Annotated in this window: 20 protein-coding genes; 13 read left to right on the top strand and 7 right to left on the bottom strand. The window is 60.4% G+C overall.

Annotated elements, in window-relative coordinates; all coding sequences use genetic code 11:
• Positions 1-194: 194 nt before the first annotated feature.
• From betA to yccS, 7 genes are all read left to right on the top strand, one after another.
• The gene (betA, locus tag GFU70_RS26555; RefSeq protein ID WP_116643674.1) at positions 195-1,898 is read left to right on the top strand and encodes a choline dehydrogenase; all 1,704 of its coding nucleotides are present in this window, start codon (positions 195-197) and stop codon (positions 1,896-1,898) included.
• A gap of 156 nt (positions 1,899-2,054) precedes the next feature.
• Entirely contained in the window at positions 2,055-3,497 is a 1,443-nt protein-coding gene (locus GFU70_RS26560) for a TldD/PmbA family protein (RefSeq protein ID WP_064106878.1), read from the top strand.
• On the top strand, positions 3,497-4,834 hold the full coding sequence (locus tag GFU70_RS26565; protein WP_153389027.1) for a TldD/PmbA family protein: 1,338 nt from the start codon (positions 3,497-3,499) through the stop codon (positions 4,832-4,834). Before GFU70_RS26560 ends, GFU70_RS26565 begins: the two co-directional genes overlap by 1 nt.
• Before the next feature lie 70 nt (positions 4,835-4,904).
• Positions 4,905-6,371, top strand: a complete 1,467-nt coding sequence (gene mdtD, locus GFU70_RS26570) for a multidrug transporter subunit MdtD (protein WP_116643671.1) — start codon at positions 4,905-4,907, stop codon at positions 6,369-6,371.
• 400 nt (positions 6,372-6,771) lie between these two features.
• Complete coding sequence (dbpA, locus tag GFU70_RS26575; RefSeq protein ID WP_254704482.1) at positions 6,772-8,109, top strand: ATP-dependent RNA helicase DbpA; 1,338 nt, start codon at positions 6,772-6,774, stop codon at positions 8,107-8,109.
• A 236-nt stretch (positions 8,110-8,345) separates the two neighbouring features.
• Positions 8,346-9,524, top strand: a complete 1,179-nt coding sequence (locus tag GFU70_RS26580) for an NAD(P)/FAD-dependent oxidoreductase (protein WP_064106880.1) — start codon at positions 8,346-8,348, stop codon at positions 9,522-9,524.
• Between the two features lie 312 nt (positions 9,525-9,836).
• Entirely contained in the window at positions 9,837-12,020 is a 2,184-nt protein-coding gene (gene yccS / locus GFU70_RS26585) for a YccS family putative transporter (RefSeq protein ID WP_153389029.1), read from the top strand.
• A gap of 107 nt (positions 12,021-12,127) precedes the next feature.
• Here the strand turns inward: yccS and GFU70_RS26590 are convergent, their stop codons facing one another.
• On the bottom strand, positions 12,128-12,865 hold the full coding sequence (locus GFU70_RS26590) for a substrate-binding periplasmic protein (RefSeq protein ID WP_058544060.1): 738 nt from the start codon (positions 12,863-12,865) through the stop codon (positions 12,128-12,130).
• Positions 12,866-13,126: 261 nt separating this feature from the next.
• Between GFU70_RS26590 and GFU70_RS26595 the strand changes: the two genes are divergently transcribed.
• The gene (locus GFU70_RS26595) at positions 13,127-13,579 is read left to right on the top strand and encodes a GNAT family N-acetyltransferase (protein WP_058544059.1); all 453 of its coding nucleotides are present in this window, start codon (positions 13,127-13,129) and stop codon (positions 13,577-13,579) included.
• Between the two features lie 163 nt (positions 13,580-13,742).
• Here the strand turns inward: GFU70_RS26595 and GFU70_RS26600 are convergent, their stop codons facing one another.
• From GFU70_RS26600 to GFU70_RS26610, 3 genes are read right to left on the bottom strand one after another with little or no spacing between them, the layout of a single operon-like run.
• Positions 13,743-14,039 (bottom strand): winged helix-turn-helix domain-containing protein, encoded by a 297-nt coding sequence (locus GFU70_RS26600; protein WP_153389030.1) that lies wholly within the window; start codon positions 14,037-14,039, stop codon positions 13,743-13,745.
• 4 nt (positions 14,040-14,043) lie between these two features.
• Positions 14,044-14,547 (bottom strand): M48 family metallopeptidase, encoded by a 504-nt coding sequence (locus GFU70_RS26605; protein ID WP_058544057.1) that lies wholly within the window; start codon positions 14,545-14,547, stop codon positions 14,044-14,046.
• A gap of 42 nt (positions 14,548-14,589) precedes the next feature.
• Positions 14,590-16,713: a putative bifunctional diguanylate cyclase/phosphodiesterase gene (locus GFU70_RS26610; protein ID WP_058544056.1), complete on the bottom strand. Its 2,124-nt coding sequence runs from the start codon at positions 16,711-16,713 to the stop codon at positions 14,590-14,592.
• 322 nt (positions 16,714-17,035) lie between these two features.
• Between GFU70_RS26610 and GFU70_RS26615 the strand changes: the two genes are divergently transcribed.
• The 5 genes from GFU70_RS26615 to GFU70_RS26635 all read left to right on the top strand — a co-directional run bounded on the left by GFU70_RS26615 (position 17,036) and on the right by GFU70_RS26635 (position 23,535).
• Complete coding sequence (locus GFU70_RS26615) at positions 17,036-17,707, top strand: polysaccharide lyase family 7 protein (protein WP_153389031.1); 672 nt, start codon at positions 17,036-17,038, stop codon at positions 17,705-17,707.
• Between the two features lie 300 nt (positions 17,708-18,007).
• A complete protein-coding gene (locus GFU70_RS26620; protein WP_153389032.1) occupies positions 18,008-18,676 on the top strand; it encodes a polysaccharide lyase family 7 protein in 669 nt (222 codons plus the stop codon).
• Positions 18,677-19,138: 462 nt separating this feature from the next.
• Positions 19,139-19,423 carry a hypothetical protein gene (locus tag GFU70_RS26625; protein ID WP_058544053.1) on the top strand — a complete coding sequence of 95 codons (285 nt, stop codon included), beginning with the start codon at positions 19,139-19,141 and terminating at the stop codon, positions 19,421-19,423.
• Positions 19,424-19,680: 257 nt separating this feature from the next.
• Positions 19,681-21,111 carry an IS1182 family transposase gene (locus GFU70_RS26630; RefSeq protein ID WP_116641313.1) on the top strand — a complete coding sequence of 477 codons (1,431 nt, stop codon included), beginning with the start codon at positions 19,681-19,683 and terminating at the stop codon, positions 21,109-21,111.
• Positions 21,112-22,104: 993 nt separating this feature from the next.
• The gene (locus GFU70_RS26635) at positions 22,105-23,535 is read left to right on the top strand and encodes an IS1182 family transposase (RefSeq protein WP_193034265.1); all 1,431 of its coding nucleotides are present in this window, start codon (positions 22,105-22,107) and stop codon (positions 23,533-23,535) included.
• Positions 23,536-23,935: 400 nt separating this feature from the next.
• Here GFU70_RS26635 and fba read toward each other — a convergent pair whose 3' ends face one another.
• The 3 genes from fba to GFU70_RS26650 all read right to left on the bottom strand — a co-directional run bounded on the left by fba (position 23,936) and on the right by GFU70_RS26650 (position 25,797).
• The gene (fba, locus tag GFU70_RS26640; RefSeq protein WP_003177554.1) at positions 23,936-25,000 is read right to left on the bottom strand and encodes a class II fructose-bisphosphate aldolase; all 1,065 of its coding nucleotides are present in this window, start codon (positions 24,998-25,000) and stop codon (positions 23,936-23,938) included.
• 183 nt (positions 25,001-25,183) lie between these two features.
• Positions 25,184-25,519: an MliC family protein gene (locus GFU70_RS26645; protein WP_058543087.1), complete on the bottom strand. Its 336-nt coding sequence runs from the start codon at positions 25,517-25,519 to the stop codon at positions 25,184-25,186.
• A gap of 56 nt (positions 25,520-25,575) precedes the next feature.
• The gene (locus GFU70_RS26650) at positions 25,576-25,797 is read right to left on the bottom strand and encodes a hypothetical protein (protein WP_058543086.1); all 222 of its coding nucleotides are present in this window, start codon (positions 25,795-25,797) and stop codon (positions 25,576-25,578) included.
• Positions 25,798-25,805 lie beyond the last annotated feature (8 nt).

A 25,805-nucleotide genomic window follows, 5' to 3' on the forward strand; every position in this document is an offset into this window, starting at 1 on the left:
TTTGATCTTTTGATCTTTTGATCTTTTGATCTTTTGATCTTTTGATCTTTTGATCTTTCGCTTGAGATTCAAGTGTCTTTGGAAAGATCGCAGCCTCGTTGCACTCGACAGCTCCTACACAGCTCCTACACAGATCGTATACAGCTCGTATACAGACCGCGGCCTGAACCCAATTCAAAAAGAGGGTGCATTTCATGTCCCAAACATTCGATTACATCATCATCGGCGCCGGTTCGGCCGGTAACACCCTGGCCACCCGCCTGACCGAAGACGAAGGCGTCACCGTCCTGCTGCTCGAAGCCGGCGGCCCGGACTATCGCCTGGACTTCCGCACGCAAATGCCCGCTGCCCTGGCGTTCCCGCTGCAAGGCCGGCGCTACAACTGGGCCTACGAGACCGACCCGGAGCCGCACATGAACGGTCGCCGCATGGAGTGCGGTCGCGGCAAGGGCCTGGGCGGTTCTTCGCTGATCAACGGCATGTGCTACATCCGCGGCAACGCCCTGGACTATGACAACTGGGCCAAGCTGCCGGGCCTGGAAGACTGGACCTACCTCGATTGCCTGCCATATTTCCGCAAAGCCGAAACCCGCGACATCGGCCCGAACGACTACCACGGTGGGGAAGGCCCGGTCAGCGTGACCACACCCAAGGCCGGTAACAACCCGCTGTTCCACGCCATGGTCGAAGCTGGCGTGCAGGCCGGTTACCCGCGTACCGAAGACCTCAACGGCTACCAGCAGGAAGGCTTCGGCCCGATGGACCGTACCGTCACGCCCAATGGCCGTCGTGCCAGTACCGCGCGCGGATACCTGGACATCGCCAAGAAGCGTTCGACACTGACCATCGTCACCCACGCCCTGACCGACAAGATCATCTTCGAAGGCAAACGTGCGGTCGGCGTGCGTTACCTGGTAGGCGCCGCCGAAGAGCGCGTCGAAGCCCGCGCCCGCAAGGAAGTACTGCTGTGCTCCGGCGCCATCGCCTCGCCGCAGATCCTGCAACGTTCCGGTGTCGGCCCCGCCAAGCTGCTGGAAAGCCTCGACATCCCGGTGGTTCACGACCTGCCAGGCGTCGGTGAAAACCTGCAGGATCACTTGGAGCTGTACCTGCAATACGCCTGCACCCAGCCGGTTTCGCTGTACCCGTCGCTGCTCTGGTACAACCAGCCAGCCATCGGCGCCGAATGGCTGTTCAACGGCACCGGCATCGGCGCCAGCAACCAATTCGAGGCCGGCGGTTTCATCCGCACCCGTCCGGATTTCGATTGGCCGAACATCCAGTACCACTTCCTGCCGGTGGCGATTAACTACAACGGCAGCAACGGCGTGAAGGAACACGGTTTCCAGGCACACATGGGCTCCATGCGCTCGCCAAGCCGCGGCCGGATCCAGGCCAAGTCCAAGGACCCACGCCAGCACCCGAGCATTCTGTTCAACTACATGGCGACCGAGCAGGACTGGCAGGAATTTCGCGACGGCATCCGCCTGACCCGCGAGATCATGCAGCAGCCGGCGCTCGATCCGTTCCGTGGCCGCGAGATCAGCCCAGGCATCGAAGTGCAGACGGACGAGCAGTTGGACCAGTTCATCCGCGAACACGCCGAAACCGCCTTCCACCCGTCCTGCTCGTGCAAGATGGGCACCGACGACATGGCGGTGGTGGACGGCGAAGGCCGCGTGCATGGCATGCAAGGGTTGCGCGTGGTGGATGCTTCGATCATGCCGATCATCACCACCGGCAACCTGAACGCGCCAACGATCATGATGGCCGAGAAAATCGCCGACAAGATCCGCGGTCGCAAGCCGCTGCCACGTAGCACCGCCCCGTACTTCGTGGCCGGCGACGCGCCAGTGCGTGGCAAGCCACTGCGGGAAGTCGGGCCTAGCGCCCAGTAAGGCCCAGGACCGCCATCGCGAGCCTGCTCGCGATGGCGTCCAACCTGACCCCAAACTTCCATCTACCTTGATCCCTCCCCCGCCCAGGCCTAATCTAGAGCCGCCGCGTCAATGCACCGCACCTCGCTGCACCGCCACTCCATACAAGGAGGTTCCATGTTCGACTTCCACCCCCAGCTCAAGCAGCGTTTTGCTGCCCTGCGCACGGGCGCTGAATTCTTTTCCCTGCGTTACGTGCGCGAATCCGGCCAGCATTTGTCGGTGCGCAAGAATGTCGCCGAACCGCCCAGCCTGGGCCGTGATGAAGGGGCGATGCTCACCGTGCGGGTCAACGGGGTCGAGGCGTATGCCGCCACCAACGACCTGTCCCAGGCCGGCCTGCAAGCGGCGCTGGAGCGTGCCGAGCAACACGCGCGCGGGCTCAAGCCCCATGCCCTGTTGGACCTGCGCGAGCATACGGTGTCCAGCGACCGTGCCGATTACTTCTCGCCGCATTTCGACCAGGCCTTCCCACCACTGAGCGATTGCTACCAATTGCTCGGCGACGAGTCAGCCGCGGTGCCCCAGGACGAACGCCTGGTGAACTGGCAAGCCAGCATCGGCCTGACCCAGGTCGAGCAGATCTACCTCAACAGTGCCGGCGCTGAACTGCGCCAGGCCCAGCGCTTCATCTACCCGGCCCTGGAAGTCACCGCCTTCGACGGCCACGACAGCCAGACCCGCACCCTGGGTCGGGAAAACTTCGGCCAGCAAGGCGGCTTCGATGTGATCAGCCGCAGCGGCCTGATTGGCGCCGGGCTGAGAATTGCCGACCAGGCCCTGCAGTTGCTGCTGGCGCCGAACACGCCGCAAGGCCCCCGCGACCTGCTGCTGATGCCCGACCAGATGATGTTGCAGATCCACGAATCCATCGGTCACCCGCTGGAACTGGACCGCATCCTGGGGGACGAGCGCAATTACGCCGGCACCAGCTTCGTCAAGGCCAGCGATTTCGGCCACCTGCAATACGGCTCCAGCCTGTTGAACGTGACCTTCGACCCGGACATTCCCGAAGAACTGGCGAGCTACAGTCATGACGACGAAGGCAGCGCCGCCAGCAAACAATTCCTGATCCGCGAAGGCCTGTTGCTGCGCCCACTGGGCGGCGCACTGTCGCAGTTTCGCGCAGGCCTGGACGGCGTCGCCAACAGCCGCGCCTGCGGCTGGAACCGTCCGCCCATCGACCGCATGGCGAACCTGAACATCGAACCCGGCGACCAGTCCTTGGAACAACTGATCCAGGGCATCGAGCACGGCGTGTTGATGCGCACCAACCGCTCATGGTCCATCGACGACGCCCGCAACAAATTCCAGTTCGGCTGCGAGTGGGGCCAGTTGATCGAGAACGGCGAGCTAAAGGGCGTGGTGAAGAACCCCAACTACCGGGGTATTTCCGCGCAATTCTGGAAGAGCCTGCGCGCCGTGGGCGATGCCAGCACCTCCCGGGTCCTCGGCACGCCGAACTGTGGCAAGGGCGAACCGAACCAGGTCATCCGCGTCGGCCATGCGTCACCGGCGTGCGTGTTCAGCAACATTGATGTGTTTGGGGGAGATGCCTGATGAGCACCCTTAATAATGAGGCCGAGGCATTCAAGGTATTGGTCGACTGGCTGCGCGCTGCCCTGCATGAGCAGGAACAGTTCACCTTGGGTTATGCCGCCGAGTCCTCGGCCTTCGTGCGCTTCAACCACGCCCTGGTGCGCCAGGCCGGGCAGGTGCAGCAGGCCAATGTCAGTTTCAAATTGATCGACGACGGACGCCATGCCGACTTGCAGATCACTTTGTCCGGCGACACCGAGAGCGACCTGCAACGCCTGTCCGAAGGCCTGCAACAGCTGCGCGACACCTTGCCGCTGCTGCCCCGCGATCCGTATCTGCTGCTCAACCACAACCACTGGCAGAGCCATAACGTGCAGGACCATCCACTGCCGGACACCGAACAGGCCGTGGCTGAAATTACCCGTGCCGCCAAAGGCCTGGACCTGGTGGGATTCTATGCGGCCGGGCCCATCAGCCGAGGTTTCGCCAGTTCTTCGGGAGCGTTTGGCTGGCATCAGGCCAACAGCTTCAACTTCGATTTCAGCCTGTTCCATGAAAACGGCCAGGCCGTGAAAGCCAGTTACGCCGGGCATGCGTGGAGCAGCGAAGGATTCGCCCAGCGCTTCGAACAGGCCCGCGAGCAACTGGCATTCCTGGGCCGACCACTGCGCACGCTACCGCCCGGCGAATACCGCGCCTACCTGGCGCCGGCCGCCCTGGAAGAGATCATGGGCATGCTCAGTTGGGGCGGGTTCTCGGCCCGGGCAATTGCCAGCAAGCAGAGCCCGCTGCAGAAGTTCTACGCCAACGAAGCAAGCTTGAGCCCCAACGTGTGGCTGAGCGAACAGGTCAGCGGCTCCTTGAGCCCAGCGTTTTCCGACGAAGGTTATCCCCGTGACGACCTGGAGCTGATCGCCAAGGGCACGGCCAATGCGCAGTTGATCAACTCCCGCAGCGCCGCCGAATACGGCCTCACCGCCAACGGCGCCAGCAGCTACGAATACCCCACGGCACTGGACATGCAGGGCGGGCAACTGGAGCACAACAATATCCTCGAACAACTCGGCACCGGCCTGTACATCAGCAACCTCTGGTACCTGAACTACTCGGACCAACCGGCCGCCCGCCTGACCGGCATGACCCGCTTCGCCACGTTCTGGGTCGAGAACGGCCAGATCGTAGCGCCGGTCAGCACCATGCGTTTCGACGACAGCGTCTACGGCCTGCTCGGCTCGCAACTCGAAGCCCTGACTCGGGAACGGGAATTGCTGCTTTCGGCCAGTACCTACAGCCAGCGAGCCACGGCCTCGATGTTGTTGCCGGGGGCGCTGGTCAAGCGATTGACCTTGACGCTGTAAAAAAGCATCGCGGGCAAGCCTTGCTCCCACAGGATGTGCGCCGTACGTGTGGGAGCAAGGCTTGCCCGCGATGAAGCCAACAGACACCCGAACACAAACAAGAGGTCCCATGCCCAACCGTGCACCGCTCGACGCCGTCACCGCCCGCTGGCTTCCGTGGGTGGTGGCGATCGCCTTCTTCATGCAGTCCCTGGACGGGACCATCCTCAACACCGCCCTGCCCGCCATGGCCAGCGACCTGGCGGAAAACCCGCTGCGCATGCAGGGCGTGATCATTGCCTACATGCTCACCGTGGCGCTGCTGATCCCGGCCTCGGGCTGGATCGCCGACCGCTTCGGCACCAAGAAGATTTTCTTCGGGGCGATCCTGCTGTTCAGCTTCGGCTCGCTGCTGTGCGCCTTGTCCAGTTCGTTGAGCATGCTGATCGGCGCCCGGGTCATCCAGGGCCTGGGCGGAGCGCTGATGCTGCCGGTGGGCAGGCTGGTGGTGCTGCGGGCGTATCCGCGCTCGGAACTGGTGCGGATCATGGGCTTCATCACTATTCCCGGCCTGCTCGGCCCACTGATCGGCCCGACCATGGGTGGCTGGATGGTGGAGTACCTGACCTGGCACTGGATCTTCATCATCAACCTGCCGGTGGGCGTGATCGGTTGTTATGCCGTGTGGAAGTTCATCCCCGACCTGCGGGGCAGCGAACGCACGCGGTTCGATGGGCTGGGGTTCCTGCTGTTCGGCGCGGCGATGGTGCTGATCACCATCGCCATGGAAGGCCTGGGTGAACTGCACTTGCCGCACCTGCGCGTGATGTTGCTGCTGTTCGGCGGCATGGCCTGCCTGGCGGCCTATTGGCTGCGGGCCGGGCATGTCGAGAACGCGCTGTTCCCACCGTCACTGTTCAAGACCCGGACCTTCGCCGTGGGTATTCTTGGCAACCTGTTCGCGCGCCTGGGCAGCGGCGCCCTGCCGTTCCTGGTGCCGTTGCTGCTGCAAGTCGCCCTGGGCTATTCACCGTCCCAGGCCGGGATGAGCATGCTGCCCCTGGCGGCGGCGGCCATGGTCGCCAAGTCCGTGGCCCGACCGTTGATCGAGCGCTTCGGCTACCGCACCGTGTTGACCGGCAACACCCTGGCCCTGGGCCTGATGCTGGCGAGCATGGGCCTGGTCAACGAGCAGACGCCGTACTGGCTGCTGCTGGCGCAACTGGCGGTGCTGGGGGCGATCAACTCGCTGCAATTCACGGCGATGAACACCGTGACCCTGATCGACCTGGACGACGCGAGCGCCAGCAGCGGCAACAGCCTGCTGTCGGTGGTGGCGCAACTGTCCCTGAGCCTTGGTGTGGCCTGCGCAGGTGCCTTGCTCGGCGGCTTTACCGCCCAGGTGGGCAATGATGGGGTGGAGACAGTGCTGGGGGCGTTCCAACTGACCTTCGTGACGGTGGGAGTCATGGCGATGCTGGCGGCGACGATTTTTTCCCAGTTATCGAAACAGGATGGACGGCGGGTCAAGCGACCGGATGAGCATATCGAGCATTAATTGGAGGCCCCCCCGCTGGAGCGTAGGAGCTGTGTAGGAGCTATGTAGGAGCTGTGTAGGAGCTGTGTAGGAGCTATGTAGGAGCTGTGTAGGAGCTGTGTAGGAGCTGTGTAGGAGCTGTCGAGTGCAACGAGGCTGCGATCTTTCCCCAGCCACTTGAATCTCAAGCGAAAGATCAAAAGATCAAAAGATCAAAAGATCGCAGGCTTCGCCAGCGCCTACAGAGCCCAGCGCGAGCAAGCTCCCTCGCCACATGTTCTGCGGTTTGGCCCTCACAGCTCGTCCAGAACTTTCGAAGAAAGTGGCACGGGGCTGCTACACTGCGCGACATTTTGTTTTGCAGGCCAGTCCCGTGACCACCATTGCCACCGCTTTTAATACTTTGCCGCTGTCCGCCGCCATGCTGGCTAACCTCGAATCACTCGGTTATGCCCAGATGACGCCGATCCAGGCGCAAAGCTTGCCGGTGATCCTCAAGGGCATGGACCTGATCGCCCAGGCCAAGACCGGCAGCGGCAAGACCGCCGCCTTCGGCATCGGCCTGCTGAACCCGATCAACCCGCGTTTCTTCGGCTGCCAGGCCCTGGTGATGTGCCCGACCCGTGAGCTGGCCGACCAGGTCGCCAAGGAAATCCGTCGCCTGGCCCGCGCCGAAGACAACATCAAGGTCCTGACCCTGTGCGGCGGCGTGTCCTTCGGCCCGCAGATCGCCTCCCTCGAACACGGCGCCCACATCATCGTCGGCACGCCAGGACGCATCCAGCAGCACCTGCGCAAGGGCTCGCTGGTGCTGGATGGCCTCAACACGCTGATCCTCGACGAAGCCGATCGCATGCTCGACATGGGTTTCTACGACGCCATCGAAGACATCATCCAGCAGACCCCGGAACGCCGCCAGACGCTGCTGTTCTCCGCCACCTACCCGGTAGGCATCAAGCAACTGTCGTCCAAGTTCATGCGTAACCCGCAGCAAGTGAAGGCCGAGGCGTTCCACTCCGACGCGCAGATCGAACAGCGCTTCTACGAGATCTCCCCCGAAGAGCGTATGGACGCAGTGGTCAAGGTGCTGGCGCATTTCCGCCCGGCTTCCTGCGTGGCGTTCTGCTTCACCAAGCAGCAGGTCCAGGAAACCGTCGACCACCTGACGTCCAAAGGCATCTCGGCCGTCGGCCTGCACGGCGACTTGGAACAGCGCGACCGTGACCAGGTGCTGGCGATGTTCGCCAACCGCAGCACCTCGGTGCTGGTGGCCACCGATGTGGCGGCCCGCGGCCTGGACATCGATGCGCTGGACATGGTGATCAACGTCGAACTGGCCCGGGACTCGGAAATCCACATCCACCGCGTCGGCCGCACTGGCCGCGCCGGTGAGAAAGGCATCGCCATCAGCCTCGTGGCGCCGTCCGAAGCCCACCGCGCCCAGGCCATCGAGCAACTGCAGAAGTCGCCGCTGAGCTGGGACCAACTGGACAACCTCAAGCCCCAAGGCGGCGGCCCGCTGTTGCCGGCCATGAGCACCCTGTGCATCGGTGCCGGGCGCAAGGACAAGGTCCGCCCCGGCGACATCCTCGGCGCCCTGACTGGCGAAGCCGGCATCCCCGGCACCCAGGTCGGCAAAATCGCGATCTTCGATTTCCAGGCCTATGTAGCCGTGGAGCGAGGGATCGCCAAACAGGCCCTGCAACGCCTGAACGATGGCAAGATCAAGGGCCGCTCGTTGCGGGTGCGGATCCTCTGACGGCGGTTGATTCACCCTGTGGCGAGGGAGCTTGCTCCCGCTGGGCTCTGTAGGAGCTGGCGAAGCCTGCGATCTTTTGATCTTTTGATCTTTCGCTTGGGATTCAAGTGGCTGGGGAAAGATCGCAGCCTCGTTTCACTCGACAGCTCCTACACAGCGCCTACGGGAGCGCCTCAGCGGGAGCAAGCTCCCTCGGCATAAAAGCTCCCTACCTATCCAAACTTGAGGACACCGTTTTGCGCTCTACCGAAGTCGTGATCATTGGCGCTGGCGCCGCAGGGTTGATGTGCGCGCTGACCGCGGCCGCGCGCGGGCGGCAGGTGATGTTGCTGGACCACGCCAACAAGGCCGGCAAGAAAATCCTCATGTCGGGCGGTGGACGCTGCAATTTCACCAACATGTACACCGAGCCGGGCAATTTCCTTTCGCAGAACCCGCACTTCTGCAAATCGGCCCTGGCCCGCTATACCCAATGGGATTTCATCGCCCTGGTGGCCAAGCACGGCGTGCCCTATCACGAGAAAAAGCTCGGCCAGTTGTTCTGCGATAACAAGTCCAGCGACATCCTTGGCTTGCTGCTGGAGGAATGCGACCAGGCCGGCGTCAGCCTGCACCTGGACACCTCGATCACGCAGATCGAAAAAACCGACGGCGGCTACCTGTTGCAAACCACCCTCGGCGCCATCGCCTGCCAATCCCTGGTGATCGCCACGGGCGGGCTGTCGATCCCGACCCTGGGGGCGACCGGTTTTGGTTATCAGGTGGCAAAACAGTTTGGCCATGAACTGCTGCCGACCCGCGCCGGCCTGGTGCCGTTCACCATCACCGATCAGCTCAAGACCCTCTGCACCGAACTGTCGGGCACGTCGGTGGATTGCCTGGTGAGCTGCAACGACCAGAGCTTTCGCGAGAACATCCTGTTCACCCACCGCGGTCTGAGCGGCCCGGCGATCCTGCAGATTTCCTCGTTCTGGGCGCCAGGGGACACGGTGCAGATCAACCTGTTGCCCGACCACGACGTGCCGCAATGGCTGCAACAGCAACAGGCCGAACGCCCCAACAGCGAACTCAAGACGTTGCTGGGCGAGTTGTTCACCAAGAAAATGGCCAACCTGCTGGCGGACACCTGGTTCGTCTCCAAACCCATGAAGCAATACACCCACGCGGAACTGGCGGACATAGCCGAGAAACTGGCGAGCTGGAACGTCATCCCCGCCGGCACCGAAGGCTACCGCACTGCCGAAGTCACCCTGGGCGGCGTCGATACCCGGGAAGTCTCGTCCAAGACCATGGAATCGCTGAAAAGCCCCGGCCTGTATTTCATCGGCGAAGTGCTGGACGTCACCGGGCACCTGGGCGGGTTCAACTTCCAGTGGGCGTGGGCATCAGGGTATGCGGCGGCGCAGTACGTCTGAGCCCCATCTATGCTGAGCCTGCTTTTGTAGCAAGGGAGCTTGCTCCCGCTGGGCTCTGTAGGAGCTGGCGAAGCCTGCGATCTTTTGATCTTTTGATCTTTCGCTTGAAACCCAAGTGTCTGGGGAAAGATCGCAGCCTCGTTGCACTCGACAGCTCCTACGGCCCAGCGGGAGCAAGCTCCCTCGCCACAGGGTAGAGATGTGTCCTTCGCATGCCGGAACACTTTTTGCTGTCAGATGTGATCGCCGCCATTGCGTCGGCGTCATTACTGCCTCAATTTAGCGTCATTGCCCGTCAGGCCCGTGTACTTCATGTCATCGACTTCGTTTAGCCAGTCTCTGCGTCGCCTTTGGGCGTTGGATAAGTTCAGTTATAGCGTGCGGGTCTTCATCGCCCTGACCGGCAGCATGGGGCTGTGCTGGTACCTGGACGAGATGGCGCTGCTGATTCCCTTGTTCCTGGGCATCATCGCCAGCGCCCTGGCCGAGACCGATGACACCTGGCAAGGCCGCCTCAACGCGCTGGCCGTGACCCTGGTGTGCTTCACCGTCGCGGCACTGTCGGTGGAATTGCTGTTCCCCTACCCCATCCTGTTCATCATCGCCCTGGCCCTGGCAGCCTTTGGCCTGACCATGCTTGGTGCCCTGGGCGAGCGTTATGGTGCGATTGCCTCGGCCACGTTGATTCTTTCGGTCTACACCATGATCGGCGTGGACCAGCGCGGTGGCGCGGTCACCGACTTCTGGCATGAACCGCTGCTGCTGGTGGCCGGTGCCGCGTGGTACGGCCTGCTCTCGGTGTTGTGGCAAGCGCTGTTTTCCAACCAACCGGTGCAACAAAGCCTGGCGCGGCTGTTTCGTGAGCTGGGCCGTTACCTGAAGCTCAAATCGTCGCTTCTGGAGCCGATCCGCCAACTGGACGTCGAAGCCCGACGCCTGGAACTGGCCCAACAGAATGGCCGAGTGGTCGCGGCGCTGAACGCGGCGAAAGAGATCATCCTGCACCGCGTGGGCAATGGCCGCCCCGGCTCGAAAGTCAGCCGCTACCTGAAACTGTACTTCCTGGCCCAGGACATTCACGAACGCGCCAGCTCTTCCCACTACCCCTACAACGCCCTGGCCGAGGCCTTCTTCCACAGCGACGTGCTGTTCCGCTGCCAGCGCCTGCTGCGCCAGCAAGGCAAGGCCTGTCAGGCACTGGCCGAGTCGATCCAGCTGCGCCAGCCGTTCGTCTACGACGACACCTTTGCCGAGGCCCTCAACGACCTGCACGCGTCCCTCGAACACCTGCGCATCCAAAGCAACCCGGCCTGGCGCGGCTTGCTGCGATCGCTGCGAGCCCTGTCGGCCAATCTTGCCACCATGGATCGCCTGCTCAGCGATGCCAGCAACCCCGACGCCCTGGCCGACGCCACCGACAGCAGCCTGCTCGACCGCTCGCCGCGCAACCTCAAGGATGTCTGGCTGCGCTTGCGCACCCAGCTCACGCCGACCTCGCTGCTGTTCCGTCATGCCCTGCGCCTGCCCCTGGCCCTGAGCGTGGGCTACGCCATGGTGCATCTGATCCACCCGTCCCAGGGTTATTGGATCATCCTCACCACGCTGTTCGTCTGCCAGCCCAACTACGGCGCCACCCGGCGCAAGCTCGGCCAGCGGATCATCGGCACCGCCATCGGCCTGACGGTGGCCTGGGCGCTGTTCGATCTGTTTCCCAACCCGCTGGTGCAATCGAGCTTCGCCATTGCCGCCGGGGTGGTGTTCTTTACCAACCGCACGACCCGCTACACCCTGGCGACAGCGGCGATCACCATCATGGTGCTGTTCTGCTTCAACCAGGTGGGCGACGGCTACGGGCTGCTGCTGCCGCGGCTGTTCGATACCTTGCTCGGCAGCCTGATCGCCGGGCTTGCGGTGTTCCTGTTCCTGCCCGACTGGCAGGGCCGCCGGCTGAACAAGGTGCTGGCCAATACGCTGACCTGCAACAGCATTTACCTGCGCCAGATCATGCAGCAGTACGCCGCCGGCAAAAGCGACGACCTGGCCTATCGCCTGGCCCGACGCAACGCCCACAACGCCGATGCCGCGCTGTCCACCACGCTGGCCAACATGCTGATGGAGCCGGGGCATTTCCGTAAGGAAACCGATGTGGGGTTCCGCTTCCTGGTGTTGTCCCACACCCTGCTCAGTTACCTGTCTGGCCTGGGCGCCCACCGGGGCACCGAACTGCCGGCGCAGGTACGCGAACAACTGATCGATGGCGCGGGGGTGAAACTGGCGACGAGCATCGACGAAATCGCCCAGGGCCTGGCGAGTAAAACGCCGATTGTGGTCCAAAGCGACGAAGAGGAAGCCCTGGCCAATGAGCTTGAGCAGATGCCCGATGAAATCGACGAAGGACAGCGGTTGGTGCAGACGCAGTTGGGGTTGATCTGCCGGCAACTCGGTCCGTTGCGGACCTTGGCGGCGCATTTGATCAAGGACACCAGCGAGGCTTGAGGTTGTGGTGAATGGGCCGGCCCCTTCGCGAGCAAGCCCGCTCCCGCATTTGGAATGCGTACTCCTGTGGGAGCGAGCTTGCTCGCGATGAGGCCAGCCCGGGCACCCTACATCCCGTGAGCTTTCAATAACCGCGCATAACTCCCATCCGCCTTCATCGCAGCGATCTCCCGGTCAAACCCCGCCACGATCTGTTCATGCTCCGGGTTCTTCAGGCTGACCAGGATGTGCAGGCTGTTTTCACTCAACGCCTTCGGCAAAAATTCCACGGCATTACGCACCCTGGCGGATTCGCGGGCCAGGTAATAACGGGCAACGTACTCGTCTTCCAGGGTCAACTTCACGCGGTCGGCAGCCAGCATGCGCACCGCCATCGCGAAGTTGTGCACAGGGACTTTCTGCATTTGCAGGTCTTGGTCGAAGTCCTTGGAATAGGCGTAGCCCCGAACCACGGCGATGGGATAAGCACGCAGTTGTTGCAGGCTGTCGAACTGAATCGCTTCGCCCTTGCGCTTGAGGAAACGCACGCGGTTGAGCAGATACTCGGCCGAGAACTGGCCGATGTGAGTGCGTTCTTCGCTGTACCAGGCGTTGACCAGCACGTCATAGCGGCCCTCGCCGATGCCCAGCATCGCCCGGGCCCAGGGCACCTGTTCGAAGTCCGCGGCATAGCCGGCCCGGGCCAGGGCCGTGCTGACGATATCGGTGGCCAGGCCACCATTGATCAACGTGGAATCGGTAAAGGGCGGCCAGGCATCGGCGACCAGACGCAGCTTTTGCGCACAGGCCTCGTAGCTCAGCAACAGCAACCCGATCAATGCAAGAGCTCGATGCAATCGCGGCATGCCAAACATCCTTGACGGGTTCAAAGCCCGGTTTGTTTTTAGCCGAAACTCAACGGATATTCTCAGAGATCCGGTCCTAACATTAGCTCATTGGAACCGCTGCGCAGCGCTGTCACGAAGATTACACAAAGAAGACAACGCTGCGACAGGGGAATGATGGCATTTTGACCTTTATCGCAGATTTTCCAGTCGACCGAAAAAGAGACTTCCGGGCCAAGCACGCTTAAGATCGGCACCAGGTTCTTCAGGAAATTTTAAAAAATGGATATCGAGTGGGTCTGCAAACATCACAATGACCTGAGCAAGAAACAGCTGTATGCCATCCTCAAATTGCGTGCCGAAGTATTCGTTGTCGAGCAGAACTGCGCCTACCAGGATGTCGACGGCCTGGACCTTGAAGGCGACACTTGCCATCTGATGGCCTGGCAGGGCAACCACCTGGTGGCCTACCTGCGCTTGCTCGACCCGCACTCGCAAAACAGCGACGTGGTGATCGGGCGCGTAATCATCGCCCCGCAAGCACGCGGCCAAGGGCTGGGTCACACGCTGATGGAGCAAGCGCTCAAGCAGGCCGAGAAGCATTGGCCCGGTACGTCGATCTCATTGTCGGCCCAGGCGCATCTGCAGGGGTATTACGGACGGTATGGGTTTGAAGTGGTGGGCGTGGAATACCTGGAGGATGGGATTCCACACATCGGCATGCACCGGCCGTAGGAGCTGCCGTAGGAGCTGCCGTAGGCTGCGATCTTTTGATCTTGAGCTTGATCTTGAGCTTTCGTTTGAGATTCAAGCGTCTGGGGGAAAGATCGCAGCCTCGTTGCACTCGTCAGCTCCTACACAGCTCCTACACCGCTCCTACACAGCTTCTACACCGCTCCTACGGGTACTCAAGCACCGCCTTGATCCGCGGCAAATTCCCTTCGATCCACCCCCGATCGATCGCTCCCCAATCGCGAATCCGATACCGCCCGGCATGATTGCGCGCGCCGTCCTCTTGCTCGAACTCACAAACGATATCCAGGTCGGCCAGCGCGGCGATGGTGTCCTGGGCGGTGCGCCGCGGCATGCCGGTGGCTTCGATGAGGGCCGGGACGTTGCTGGCGACGCCGCTCTCGATCAGGTAAGCCACGTACAGGCGACGGTAGAAGCTGCTCTTGGTCTTGCTGACGTCCATTCGGTCATTCCTTGTGGGGTTGCAGGTCCCGCCAGGTCAGGTACACCCGCAGGTCGAATTCCAACTGGTGATAGCCCGGCAGCATGTGCTCGCAGAGTTGGTAGAACGCCTTGTTGTGGTCCGACTCCTTGAAGTGCGCCAGCTCGTGCACCACGATCATGTTCAGGAACTGCGGCGCCGCGTCCTTGAACAGGGCCGCGATGCGGATTTCCTTCTTGGCCTTGAGCTTGCCGCCCTGCACCCGTGACACCGCGGTATGCAGGCCGAGGGCGCGGTGGGTCAGGTCCAGGCGACTGTCGAACAACACCTTGTCGATGGCCGGCGCGTTACGCAGGTATTGCTGCTTGAGGTCCAGCGCATAACCGTACAGGGCCTTGTCGCTCTGGATCGAATGCCGGCCCGGATAGCGCTGTTGCAGGTAATCGCCCAGTCGGTCCTGGGCGATCAATTGCTGCACTTGGGCTTGCAGGGCGGCGGGGTAGGCCTGGAGGTATTTGAGCGCGGTCATCAAGGGGCAACACAGTCACAAGAGGCCGCCAGTGTAGCGAATTCAAGCCTGCACCGCGCTCCAGTCGAACGGCGTGGCAAAGGCATCGGTGTCTTCGGCCATCAAGGGCCGCGCCACGAGGAAGCCCTGCACGTACTCACAGCCATGGGCCTGCAGCCACTGATATTGCTCGTGGGTTTCCACCCCTTCGGCAATCACCCGCAAGCCCAGTTGCGTACACAGGTCGATTACCGAGGCGGCCAACGCGGCATCCCGGGGCGACCCTGGCAGGCGGGCGATCAGGTGCCGGTCGAGCTTGAGAGTGTCGAGTTCAAGGTCGCGCAGATGCGTCAGAGAACAAGGCCCCGAACCAAAGTCATCCAATGCCACCCGCACTCCGAGGTGACGCAGCAGGCGCAATTGCTTTTGGGTTTCATCGGGATTGCGCATCAGCGCATCTTCGGTCACCTCGACCTCCAACTGCCTGGGCTTCAAGGCATGGCGCTCCAGGACCTGGCGTAACTCGGTCACCAGGTTGGGCATGCCGAACTGGGTGCTACTCAGGCTCACCCCCAACACCAGGTCGTCAGCGAACAACCGTTCCCAGACTTTGCGCTGAGCCGCGCTGCGATGATAAATCCAGCTGCCCAGGCGACTGATCAACCGCGCCTCTTCCAGCAAGGGCAGGAACAGGCCCGGCGGAACATCCCCAACGCTGGGGTGCTGCCAGCGCAACAGCGCCTCGAAGCCGCGGATCCGCCCATCGTTAATGCTCACCTGCGGTTGATAGACCATATTGAAATCGCGGTTCTCGATGGCCGAGCGCACGCTTTCTTCCAGCATCAGCCGTGAACGGGCTCGACCGTTCATTTCATGATCGTAAAAACGGTATTGCTGACGGCCGGCACGCTTGGCTTCGTACATGGCGATGTCGGATGCCCGCAGCAACCCATCGAGATTGGCGCCGCAATCGGGGTACGTCGCGATGCCGATGCTGGCCCCCAATGCCACGTCCATGCCTTCGATCTGCTGGCAGATCGCGACGCGCTCGATGAGTTTCTCGGCGATCTTGGCCGCCTGCTCGGGAAACTCCAGGTCCAGCAGCGCCGTGAACTCATCCCCGCCCAGCCGCGCCAGGATATCGAATGGCCGCAGGCACGCCTTCAACTGCTCCGACACCCAGCGCAATACCCGGTCCCCGGCATCGTGTCCCAGCAAGTCATTGACCCGCTTGAAGCCGTCGAGGTCCAGGTACAGCAACACCCAGTTGCTTTCCAGTCGCTCGCTGCGCATCAACAGGTTTTCCGCCGTCTGGTAGAACCCCCGGCGGTTGAGCAAGCCGGTCAACGGGTCCGTGACAGCCTGGTATTCGAGTTGTTGGTGCAAGTGGCGAACCACCGACATGTCCTGGAGCGTCACCACCATCGCCTTCTGCTCCGAGGGCAGCGGCGCACAGGACAAGGCCACCGACACCTGCTGGCCGGGTGCCGTGCGCAGGACCGCGTCATGCAAGCGCCAGGTTTCACCCCGACGATAGGCATTGTGGATATCGGAATCGACCCACTCGGGAATGTGCGGTTTCTGCAGGAAATCCAGGAACGGCATGCCCTGCAACTGCTTGGCGGTAGCATTGAGCAAGCGGCAGGTGGAGGGGTTGGCGAAGCGGATACACCCATGCTCATCCACCACCAGGATGCCTTCGGCGGCGTTGTCCAGCACCGAGGCATTGAAAGCCCTGGCTGCTTCGAGATCCTGGCTCAGGCGCTGCAAGGCCCGGCGATTGCGCTGGTGCTCGAGCAGCGCCTGGACCTTAGGCTTGAGGATCTGCGGATCGAAGGGCTTGAACAGGTAATCCACGGCGCCACTGGCATAACCCTTGATGACTGCATCCTGGGATTGCTCGTTGGCCGTCAGGAAAATGATCGGCGTGAGCCGCGTGCGCTGGCTGCCACGCATCAGGCGCGCCACTTCGAAACCGTCCATCTCGGGCATCTGCACATCCAGCAGAACCAGGTCGATATCGTGTTCGAGCAACAGGTTGAGCGCCTCGACCCCCGAGGACGCGGTCATGACTTGCCAATCCTGACGCTGCAACAAGGCTCGCATGCTGAGCAGGTTTTCAGGGTAATCATCAACAATCAAAAGGACAGAGCTGTCTTCGCCGAGCGTTGGTTGCGCGCATTCCATGCTGCTTCTCTTATCGGGCGCCACGTCCGTTTTTACGTAGCAAAGCGGACAAATACTGTCCCCTCACTCTAGACCGGGATTATGAAAAGCAGTAGGTGTCAACGCGCCATCATCCGGGCAAAGCCCGAAATAGCCGACTAACGGTCACCCTCATCGGGCACAGAAACTGCAACGACACCCTCGACGAACATTTGACGTCAAACATCCGCCGAACGGTTAACAAGAAAAGCCCCTGTCCAGCGTTCCAAAACGCTTCAAAAGGGCGGTTTAAAGCCTCCCGCTACGGCATAAACGTTTACATCTCGATACGCAGGACCTGGACATGATTGATCTCGCAACCTGGAACTTGAGCATCCCCGAGGGCAGCCCGGCGATGACCATCGAAACCCCTCGGCTGGTCCAGGGGTTCAAGGACCAATATTTCAACGCAGAAACCGGCACCGTATTCTTCTGGGCACCGGTGACCGGCACCAAGACGGCCAACGCCAGTTACCCGCGCAGCGAACTGCGCGAAACCTACGCTGACGGCACCCTGCGCAATTGGCTTTACCCTGCGGCGGACAATTCCCTGCGCGCGATCGTGACCGTCAATCAGGTGCCTAGCACTGGCAAGATCGTGATCGGCCAGATTCACGCCAAGGACAGCACCAGGCCGATGGTGAAACTGGAGTACCAGTACAAAACCTACAGCTCTACCGGAAATATCGTTGCCAAGGTGCGCATGCGTCCTGACGACGCGACGGGCCAGGTCATCACTATTGCCACGGGCGTGACTCTCAACCGCAGTTTCTCTTACATGATCCACTTGAGCCCCAAGGGCGCGCTGGGCATCACCGCCGCAGGCTACAACTGGCGAACCACCATTGATCCGAGCTGGAAAGCCAAACCGCTCTATTTCAAGGCCGGCGTGTACGTGCAGGACAATACCGGCTATGTCACCGAAGGTGGGAAAGCGACGTTCAGCCTGCTGGAAATCAAACACACCACCCGTTGAATACCGCTCGACTTCGAAGGCATCCGTTTTCCGGGTGCCTTTTTTTTGTCCGCGTAAGGCGAAAGAGCCAAATGGCCATCGCCCAATTGTTCCGAGAAAATCCTGGCTAGCCGACCAACGGTCATTGGTCTCGGGCACAAAAGCGATAAACGCAACTCTGACGGACTGTTGACGCCAACCCTCCGCCAGACGAACGTGCCAAACATTCGCCTGCGCTCCCTTCTGGCCTCAGCAAAAAGCGCGTCTTAGGGCCTCCGGCTGTGGCGTAAATCATTTCTTCTTCTCAGAAAGGATCCGAACATGGTCGATCTTGCAACCTGGAACCTGAGCATCCCCGAAGGCAGTCCGCCGAAAACCATTGAAACGCCTCGGCTGGTGGATGGGTTCAAGGATAAATATTTCAACTCCGAAGGCAGCACGGTGTATTTCTGGTCACCGGTGACCGGCACCAAGACTGAAAACGCGATCTACCCACGCAGCGAATTGCGCGAGACCTACAAGGACGGCACTTTGCGCAATTGGGTCTATCCCGACGCCGACAATCAGCTACGGGCAAAACTCGTTGTCAATCAAGTGCCCAGCAGCGGCAAGATCGTGATTGGTCAGATCCATGCCAAGGACAGCAGCAAGCCCATGGTCAAACTGGAATACCAATACAAGGACGCCAGCGCCACCGGGAACATCGTCGCCAAGGTCCGCATGCGCCCCGATGACAGCGAAGGCAGGGTCATTACCGTTGCCACGGGGGTGGAGCTGAACCGGTCCTTCTCTTACCGGATCCACCTGGATCGTACTGGCGACCTGGGCATCACCGCAGCCGGTCATAGTTGGTACACCACCGTGGGCCGCGCCTGGCGCGACAAGCCGTTGTATTTCAAGGCTGGGGTGTATGTGCAGGACAACACCGGCTACACCAGTGAAGGTGGGAAAGTGACGTTCAGCGTGCTGGATATCGATCACAACACCTGAAATTTCACTTCCGATAATCTCGTAGGAAACCCCCTCTTGTGGCGAGGGGATTTATCCCCGCTGGGCTGCGAAGCAGCCCCTCTTTTCGTCAGACCCACCGCATGTGCCGACTTTACGGCGGCTGCGCCCCCGAGCGGGAGCAAGCTCCCTCGCCACGGGGGGCCGGTGCGTCCTACAGGTCGGTTTTGGCTTCGAAAATCTCCTCTATAGTTCGGTGGGTCTGCTGGCTTTGGTCAGTGGGCAAGGGTTTCGCAGCCCACTGACAGAACAGAGACTTTGCACCGTCAAATGAAAATTCAGGCAAACTCGCCTGCGTTCATTTTATGGCGGTTGCGCGCGGGAGACCTTCGGGTCTGCCGGGTTTGGTCTCTATCTCGGTCTGCGAACCCGCGCGCAACTGCCACCCATTTGTTTCGCAGCAAGAAGGTGGCGATCAATTTTTATTAATAGAGCCCAAACCTTATGACGACGACTCAATCACTTAGCCGCTTCACCCCTCTTACTCCAATCGCCACCACCCAACCTGTGCTGTTCATCGACAAAACCGCCCCGCTAACAGAGCTTCACGCCTGCGCCAGCGAACGCCTACACGCCACCCTCGACTACCTGACACTCATGGCCTGCGCCACCCTGCGCGATTCGGCCGCCAGCGACTTCAATACCCTCACCAATGTTGCCCGGATCCTGGTTCAGGATGTCACCGATGTGTTCGGCGTCATTGAGCAGCGTGGGCTTGAAGAGGAATAAATATTGCGGGCATATCCATTGCTGCGGTAACGGCTGCTTAGGGTTCCGCCCTGACGGCGGCTCACTTTTGAGAAGCGCAAAAGTAAGCAAAACGCTCCTGCCCCACCACTCGGCACCTCGCCTAGGCTCGGTGTGCCCGAACGAAGGCATTGCTCCGTGGGCCCGCCGCGAAGGGCCATCCATGGCCCAGAGTGTGTCAAAACCCTGAAGCCAACCCTTGCTATGATTTCCCCAGGACTTCATTGCAAGGGCTGCCCATGAAACGCTTCATCCAAGGTGAACATCGAGATCAAACTACCTTGCTCCCCGAGAGCTTGGACGACTACGTCAGCGATACCAATCCGGTGCGCGTTGTCGATGTCTTCGTGGATGAACTCGACCTGATCACCTTGGGTTTTGAAAGCGCTGTCCCCGCTAAAACGGGCCGACCGGCTTATCACCCTGCAGTCATGCTGAAAATCTACATCTACGGCTATCTCAACCGTATCCAGTCAAGCCGGCGTCTTGAGTGCGAGGCGCAGCGCAACGTCGAGTTGATGTGGCTGACCGGTCGCCTGATGCCGGATTTCAAGACCATCGCCAACTTCCGCAAAGACAACTCAAAGGCCATTCGAGGAGTCTGTCGGCAGTTCGTCGTGCTGTGTCAACAACTGGGGCTTTTCTCGGAACATTTCGTTGCCATCGATGGCAGTAAATTCAAGGCGGTGAACCACCGCGACCGCAACTTCACCAGCGCCAAGCTGAAGCGCCGGATGGAAGAGATCGAATCAAGCATTGCCCGTTATCTGAAGGCGCTGGATGAGGCTGATCGGCAAGAGCCCAAGTCTTCAGGGCCCAAAGGCGGCCTGGAAGAGAAGATCGCCAAATTGAAGGAGCAGATGAAGGCGCTCCAGGCGATTGAAATACAGCTTGAAGCATCGCCGGACAAACAGATCTCGCTGACCGACCCGGACGCGCGCTCGATGATGATGACGAGCGGTCATGGCATCGTGGGCTACAACGTGCAGACAGCAGTCGATACCAAACACCATTTGATTGTCGCGCACGAGGTGACCAATGTCGGTCACGACCGTGATCAGCTTAGCTCGATGGCCCAGCAGGCCCGTGAGGCGATGCAAATCGAATCGTTGTCGGTGGTAGCGGACCGAGGGTATTACAAAAGCAGAGAAATCCTGGCCTGTCACGAGGCAGGGATCACCGCTTATGTGCCGAAAACGCTGAGTTCGCGGGCCAAATTTGATGGCCGTTTCGGTAATGACGAGTTTATTTACGACGCGGACAAAAATGTGTATGTCTGCCCCGCCAAGCAAGTGCTGATCTGGCGCAACTCTTATGTCGACAAGGGCAAGAAGCTGGACGTTTACTGGCACTCCAACTGCCAGGCCTGTTCGATAAAGGCGCAATGCACGCCGGCCAGAGAGCGAAAGATTCGGCGCTGGGAACATGAGGCGGTACTGGAGGAAATGCAGGTCCGCCTGAACAATGAGCCGCAGATGATGAGCATCCGCAAGCGAACGGTCGAACACCCCTTCGGGACGCTGAAGCAATGGATGGGGGCGACGCATTTTCTGACGCGGCGGCTGGCTGGGGTAAGCACCGAAATGAGCTTGAATGTGCTCGCTTACAATTGGAAAAGGGTGATGAAAATCCTTGGTGCGCAGGGTCTGATGAAAGCGCTGGCGGCCTGAAGCCTGCCGTTTTGCCCCGTTAATCAAGCCTACGGAGCCTTGCTAGCGCTTGTAGGGGCCGTTTGGAGCTACAAGAGCGCTTTAGGTTTTAATCAATTGGCCAACACCTGTCGGCACTACGTGCCGACGATGTTTTATTTGTTTTTACACACCCTGGGCCCAGCGCGGCTATCCCGGCATCCATGCCGGGATGCCCACTCCACAATGCCTGCGTTCGGCCAGCGTGGTTAACGGGGCGCCGAGATCAACGTCCACCGCGAGGCGGCCTTATAGCCGGCCTGGCTCTCCCGGTCGTACACCCATCAAATCTGTTTAAGCAGGACCTGTGGGAGCAAAGCTTGCTCGCGAGGCGGCCTCACAGCCGACCTGGTTCTCCGGGTCGTACACCCATCAGATCAGTTTGAGCAGGACCTGTGGGAGCAAAGCTTGCTCGCGAGGCGGCCTCACAGCCGACCTGGTTCTCCGGGTCGTACACCCATCAGATCTGTTTGAGCAGGACCTGTGGGAGCAAAGCTTGCTCGCGAGGCGGCCTCACAGCCGGCCTGGCTCTCTCAGTCGTACACCCCTCAGATCTGTTTGAGCAGGACCTGTGGGAGCAAAGCTTGCTCGCGAGGCGGCCTGACAGCCGACCTGGTTCTTTCCGGAGGTATACCAATCAGATTTTGGGGGAGCGAGCCTGCTCGCGAAGAGGCCGGTACATTCAACATCTTCATCGACTGAACCACCGCCTTCGCGAGCAAGCTTTGCTCCCACAGGTCCTGCTCAAACAGATCTGACGGGTGTACGACCGGGAGAGCCAGGTCGGCTATAAGGCCGCCTCGCGGTGGATGTTGATCTCGGGCGCCCCGTTAACCACGATGGCCGAACGCAGGCATTGTGGAGTGGGCATCCCGGCATGGATGCCGGGATAGCCGCGCTGGGCCCAGAGTGTGTCAAAACCCTGAAGCCAACCCTTGCTATGATTTCCCCAGGACTTCATTGCAAGGGCTGCCCATGAAACGCTTCGTCCAAGGTGAACATCGAGATCAAACTACCTTGCTCCCCGAGAGCTTGGACGACTACGTCAGCGATACCAATCCGGTGCGCGTTGTCGATGTCTTCGTGGATGAACTCGACCTGATCACCTTGGGTTTTGAAAGCGCTGTCCCCGCTAAAACGGGCCGACCGGCTTATCACCCTGCAGTCATGCTGAAAATCTACATCTACGGCTATCTCAACCGTATCCAGTCAAGCCGGCGTCTTGAGTGCGAGGCGCAGCGCAACGTCGAGTTGATGTGGCTGACCGGTCGCCTGATGCCGGATTTCAAGACCATCGCCAACTTCCGCAAAGACAACTCAAAGGCCATTCGAGGAGTCTGTCGGCAGTTCGTTGTGCTGTGTCAACAACTGGGGCTTTTCTCGGAACATTTCGTTGCCATCGATGGCAGTAAATTCAAGGCGGTGAACCACCGCGACCGCAACTTCACCAGCGCCAAGCTGAAGCGCCGGATGGAAGAGATCGAATCAAGCATTGCCCGTTATCTGAAGGCGCTGGATGAGGCTGATCGGCAAGAGCCCAAGTCTTCAGGGCCCAAAGGCCGCCTGGAAGAGAAGATCGCCAAATTGAAGGAGCAGATGAAGGCGCTCCAGGCGATTGAAATACAGCTTGAAGCATCGCCGGACAAACAGATCTCGCTGACCGACCCGGACGCGCGCTCGATGATGATGACGAGCGGTCATGGCATCGTGGGCTACAACGTGCAGACAGCAGTCGATACCAAACACCATTTGATTGTCGCGCACGAGGTGACCAATGTCGGTCACGACCGTGATCAGCTTAGCTCGATGGCCCAGCAGGCCCGTGAGGCGATGCAAATCGAATCGTTGTCGGTGGTAGCGGACCGAGGGTATTACAAAAGCAGAGAAATCCTGGCCTGTCACGAGGCAGGGATCACCGCTTATGTGCCGAAAACGCTGAGTTCGCGGGCCAAATTTGATGGCCGTTTCGGTAATGACGAGTTTATTTACGACGCGGACAAAAATGTGTACGTCTGCCCCGCCAAGCAAGTGCTGATCTGGCGCAACTCTTATGTCGACAAGGGCAAGAAGCTGGACGTTTACTGGCACTCCAACTGCCAAGCCTGTTCGATAAAGGCGCAATGCACACCGGCCAGAGAGCGAAAGATTCGGCGCTGGGAACATGAGGCGGTACTGGAGGAAATGCAGGTCCGCCTGAACAATGAGCCGCAGATGATGAGCATCCGCAAGCGAACGGTCGAACACCCCTTCGGGACGCTGAAGCAATGGATGGGGACGACACATTTTCTGACGCGGCGGCTGGCTGGGGTGAGCACCGAAATGAGCTTGAATGTGCTCGCTTACAATTGGAAAAGGGTGATGAAAATCCTTGGTGCGCAGGGTCTGATGAAAGCGCTGGCGGCCTGAAGCCTGCCGTTTTGCCCCGTTAATCAAGCCTACGGAGCCTTGCTAGCGCTTGTAGGGGCCGTTTGGAGCTACAAGAGCGCTTTAGGTTTTAATCAATTGGCCAACACCTGTCGGCACTACGTGCCGACGATGTTTTATTTGTTTTTACACACTCTGGGCCATGGATGGCCCTTCGCGGCGGGCCCACGGAGCAATGCCTTCGTTCGGGCATGCCGAGCCTAGGCGAGGCACCGAGTGGTGGGGCAAGCCTTTTTTGCTTACTTTTTTTGGCGTTTGAAAAAAAGTGAGCCGCCGTCAGGGCGGAACCCTAAGCAGCCGTTACCAAAGAAACGGATATACACCCAAATCCCAAACATAAAAAAACCCGCATCACTGCGGGCTTTCTAACAACGCTAAAACATCAATTAACCTTAGCGTTCAACTCACCTTTCAAATACCGCTGATACATAGCCTCCAGCGAGATCGGCTTGATCTTGGAAGCATTACCCGCAGTACCAAACGCCTCATAACGCGCAATACACACATCACGCATCGCCGTCACAGTCGCACCGAAGAACTTACGCGGATCAAACTCACTCGGATTGGTCGCCATCAAACGACGCATCGCACCAGTGGAAGCCAGGCGCAAATCGGTATCGATGTTGACCTTGCGCACGCCATACTTGATGCCTTCGACGATCTCCTCAACCGGTACACCGTAGGTCTCTTTGATGTCGCCACCGTACTGGTTGATGATCGCCAGCCACTCTTGTGGAACCGAGGAAGAACCGTGCATCACCAGGTGAGTGTTGGGGATGCGCTTGTGGATTTCCTTGATGCGGTCGATCGCCAGCACGTCGCCGGTTGGCGGCTTGGTGAACTTGTAGGCGCCGTGGCTGGTGCCGATGGCGATGGCCAGGGCGTCGACCTGGGTCTTCTTGACGAAGTCCGCGGCTTCTTCCGGGTCGGTCAGCATCTGGCTGTGGTCCAGCACGCCTTCGGCGCCGATGCCGTCTTCTTCACCGGCCATGCCGGTTTCCAGCGAGCCCAGGCAACCCAGTTCGCCTTCCACCGACACGCCGCAGGCGTGGGCCATGGCGACGGTCTGTTGGGTGACGCGTACGTTGTACTCGTAGTCGGTCGGGGTCTTGCCGTCTTCGCCGAGGGAACCGTCCATCATCACCGAGCTGAAGCCCAGCTGGATGGAGCGCTGGCAGACGTCCGGGCTGGTGCCGTGGTCCTGGTGCATGCACACTGGGATGTGTGGGAATTCTTCGATCGCTGCCAGGATCAAGTGACGCAGGAACGGCGCGCCGGCGTATTTGCGGGCACCGGCCGAAGCCTGGACGATCACCGGAGAGTCAGTCTTGTCAGCGGCTTCCATGATGGCGCGCATCTGCTCAAGGTTGTTGACGTTAAAGGCTGGAACGCCGTAGCCGAACTCGGCTGCGTGGTCCAGCATCTGACGCATGCTGATAAGTGCCATTAGTGTGTCTCTCCCGGTCGAGGGTCGTTAATCGTGCCAGCCTGCCGGAGCGGCGGCGGCTATTCAAGTCATTGCGGATCGGGGGTCGGCCCCGTTCTGCGTGTTCAATGAAACAAAAACTCAAAACGTATGGAGGCCCCTGTGGGAGCGGGCTTGCTCGCTCCCACATTGGATCTCAGTGGATCAATCAGCCTTGCAGCCACGCCCAATCAAGTCATTGGTGGCGACCCAATACACCAGGCCTTCCTCACCCTTGACGTGGAACGCCAGCATGTCATCGCTGTACAGCGAACCCGACGCGCCTGGCTCCTGCTTGAGGTGATAAACCTTATCCGCGCCGCCCAGGCGTACATCGACTTCCTCGCGGGCGGCATCGGTGTAGCGCCAGAGCACTTTGGCCTCGCTGTCACAGGTCCAGGTCGTCCAGCCCTGTGCAACAGGTTCGGACGAGTGCAAAAAACCCAGTTGCGCACAACCGCCCAGCAATGCCAACGCCACGACGGCGATCAAGCCTTTCATCCGTGTTCCTCGACTGACGACGCGCGCCGCCAGCCATGAGTAAAAAGTCTGACCCGTCAAGGACAGCCATGTTCCTTGACGGGGGTTTGCGTCTCGTATTTGTCCAGGCCATCCGGCCCGGAACGCTTGTTCAGCACCGGGTTGGTCTCGGCCTGCCATTCGGCCTGGTAGCAGCCCTTTTCAGGCGGCGTCCCAGTCTCGGGGGCCGTTTCCTTCGGGCTGCTCGAGCAGGCCGCCAGCACCGTCGCCGCCAACAGCAACGTGAACGTCTTGACCATCAGAACAC

Source organism: Pseudomonas brassicacearum, assembly GCF_009601685.2.
GTDB lineage: Bacteria > Pseudomonadota > Gammaproteobacteria > Pseudomonadales > Pseudomonadaceae > Aquipseudomonas > Aquipseudomonas kilonensis_B.

Bases quoted from the DNA above. Each gene is read 5' to 3' on its own strand.
- GFU70_RS26630 (WP_116641313.1), top strand. From the start codon at position 19,681: ATGAAACGCTTCATCCAAGGTGAACATCGAGATCAAACTACCTTGCTC.
- GFU70_RS26625 (WP_058544053.1), top strand. From the start codon at position 19,139: ATGACGACGACTCAATCACTTAGCCGCTTCACCCCTCTTACTCCAATC.
- GFU70_RS26635 (WP_193034265.1), top strand. From the start codon at position 22,105: ATGAAACGCTTCGTCCAAGGTGAACATCGAGATCAAACTACCTTGCTC.
- GFU70_RS26620 (WP_153389032.1), top strand. From the start codon at position 18,008: ATGGTCGATCTTGCAACCTGGAACCTGAGCATCCCCGAAGGCAGTCCG.
- betA (WP_116643674.1), top strand. From the start codon at position 195: ATGTCCCAAACATTCGATTACATCATCATCGGCGCCGGTTCGGCCGGT.
- GFU70_RS26595 (WP_058544059.1), top strand. From the start codon at position 13,127: ATGGATATCGAGTGGGTCTGCAAACATCACAATGACCTGAGCAAGAAA.
- GFU70_RS26615 (WP_153389031.1), top strand. From the start codon at position 17,036: ATGATTGATCTCGCAACCTGGAACTTGAGCATCCCCGAGGGCAGCCCG.
- GFU70_RS26560 (WP_064106878.1), top strand. From the start codon at position 2,055: ATGTTCGACTTCCACCCCCAGCTCAAGCAGCGTTTTGCTGCCCTGCGC.
- GFU70_RS26600 (WP_153389030.1), bottom strand. From the start codon at position 14,039: ATGGACGTCAGCAAGACCAAGAGCAGCTTCTACCGTCGCCTGTACGTG.
- GFU70_RS26645 (WP_058543087.1), bottom strand. From the start codon at position 25,519: ATGAAAGGCTTGATCGCCGTCGTGGCGTTGGCATTGCTGGGCGGTTGT.
- GFU70_RS26610 (WP_058544056.1), bottom strand. From the start codon at position 16,713: ATGGAATGCGCGCAACCAACGCTCGGCGAAGACAGCTCTGTCCTTTTG.
- fba (WP_003177554.1), bottom strand. From the start codon at position 25,000: ATGGCACTTATCAGCATGCGTCAGATGCTGGACCACGCAGCCGAGTTC.
- GFU70_RS26565 (WP_153389027.1), top strand. From the start codon at position 3,497: ATGAGCACCCTTAATAATGAGGCCGAGGCATTCAAGGTATTGGTCGAC.
- GFU70_RS26590 (WP_058544060.1), bottom strand. From the start codon at position 12,865: ATGCCGCGATTGCATCGAGCTCTTGCATTGATCGGGTTGCTGTTGCTG.
- dbpA (WP_254704482.1), top strand. From the start codon at position 6,772: ATGCTGGCTAACCTCGAATCACTCGGTTATGCCCAGATGACGCCGATC.
- yccS (WP_153389029.1), top strand. From the start codon at position 9,837: ATGTCATCGACTTCGTTTAGCCAGTCTCTGCGTCGCCTTTGGGCGTTG.
- GFU70_RS26605 (WP_058544057.1), bottom strand. From the start codon at position 14,547: ATGACCGCGCTCAAATACCTCCAGGCCTACCCCGCCGCCCTGCAAGCC.
- GFU70_RS26650 (WP_058543086.1), bottom strand. From the start codon at position 25,797: ATGGTCAAGACGTTCACGTTGCTGTTGGCGGCGACGGTGCTGGCGGCC.
- mdtD (WP_116643671.1), top strand. From the start codon at position 4,905: ATGAAGCCAACAGACACCCGAACACAAACAAGAGGTCCCATGCCCAAC.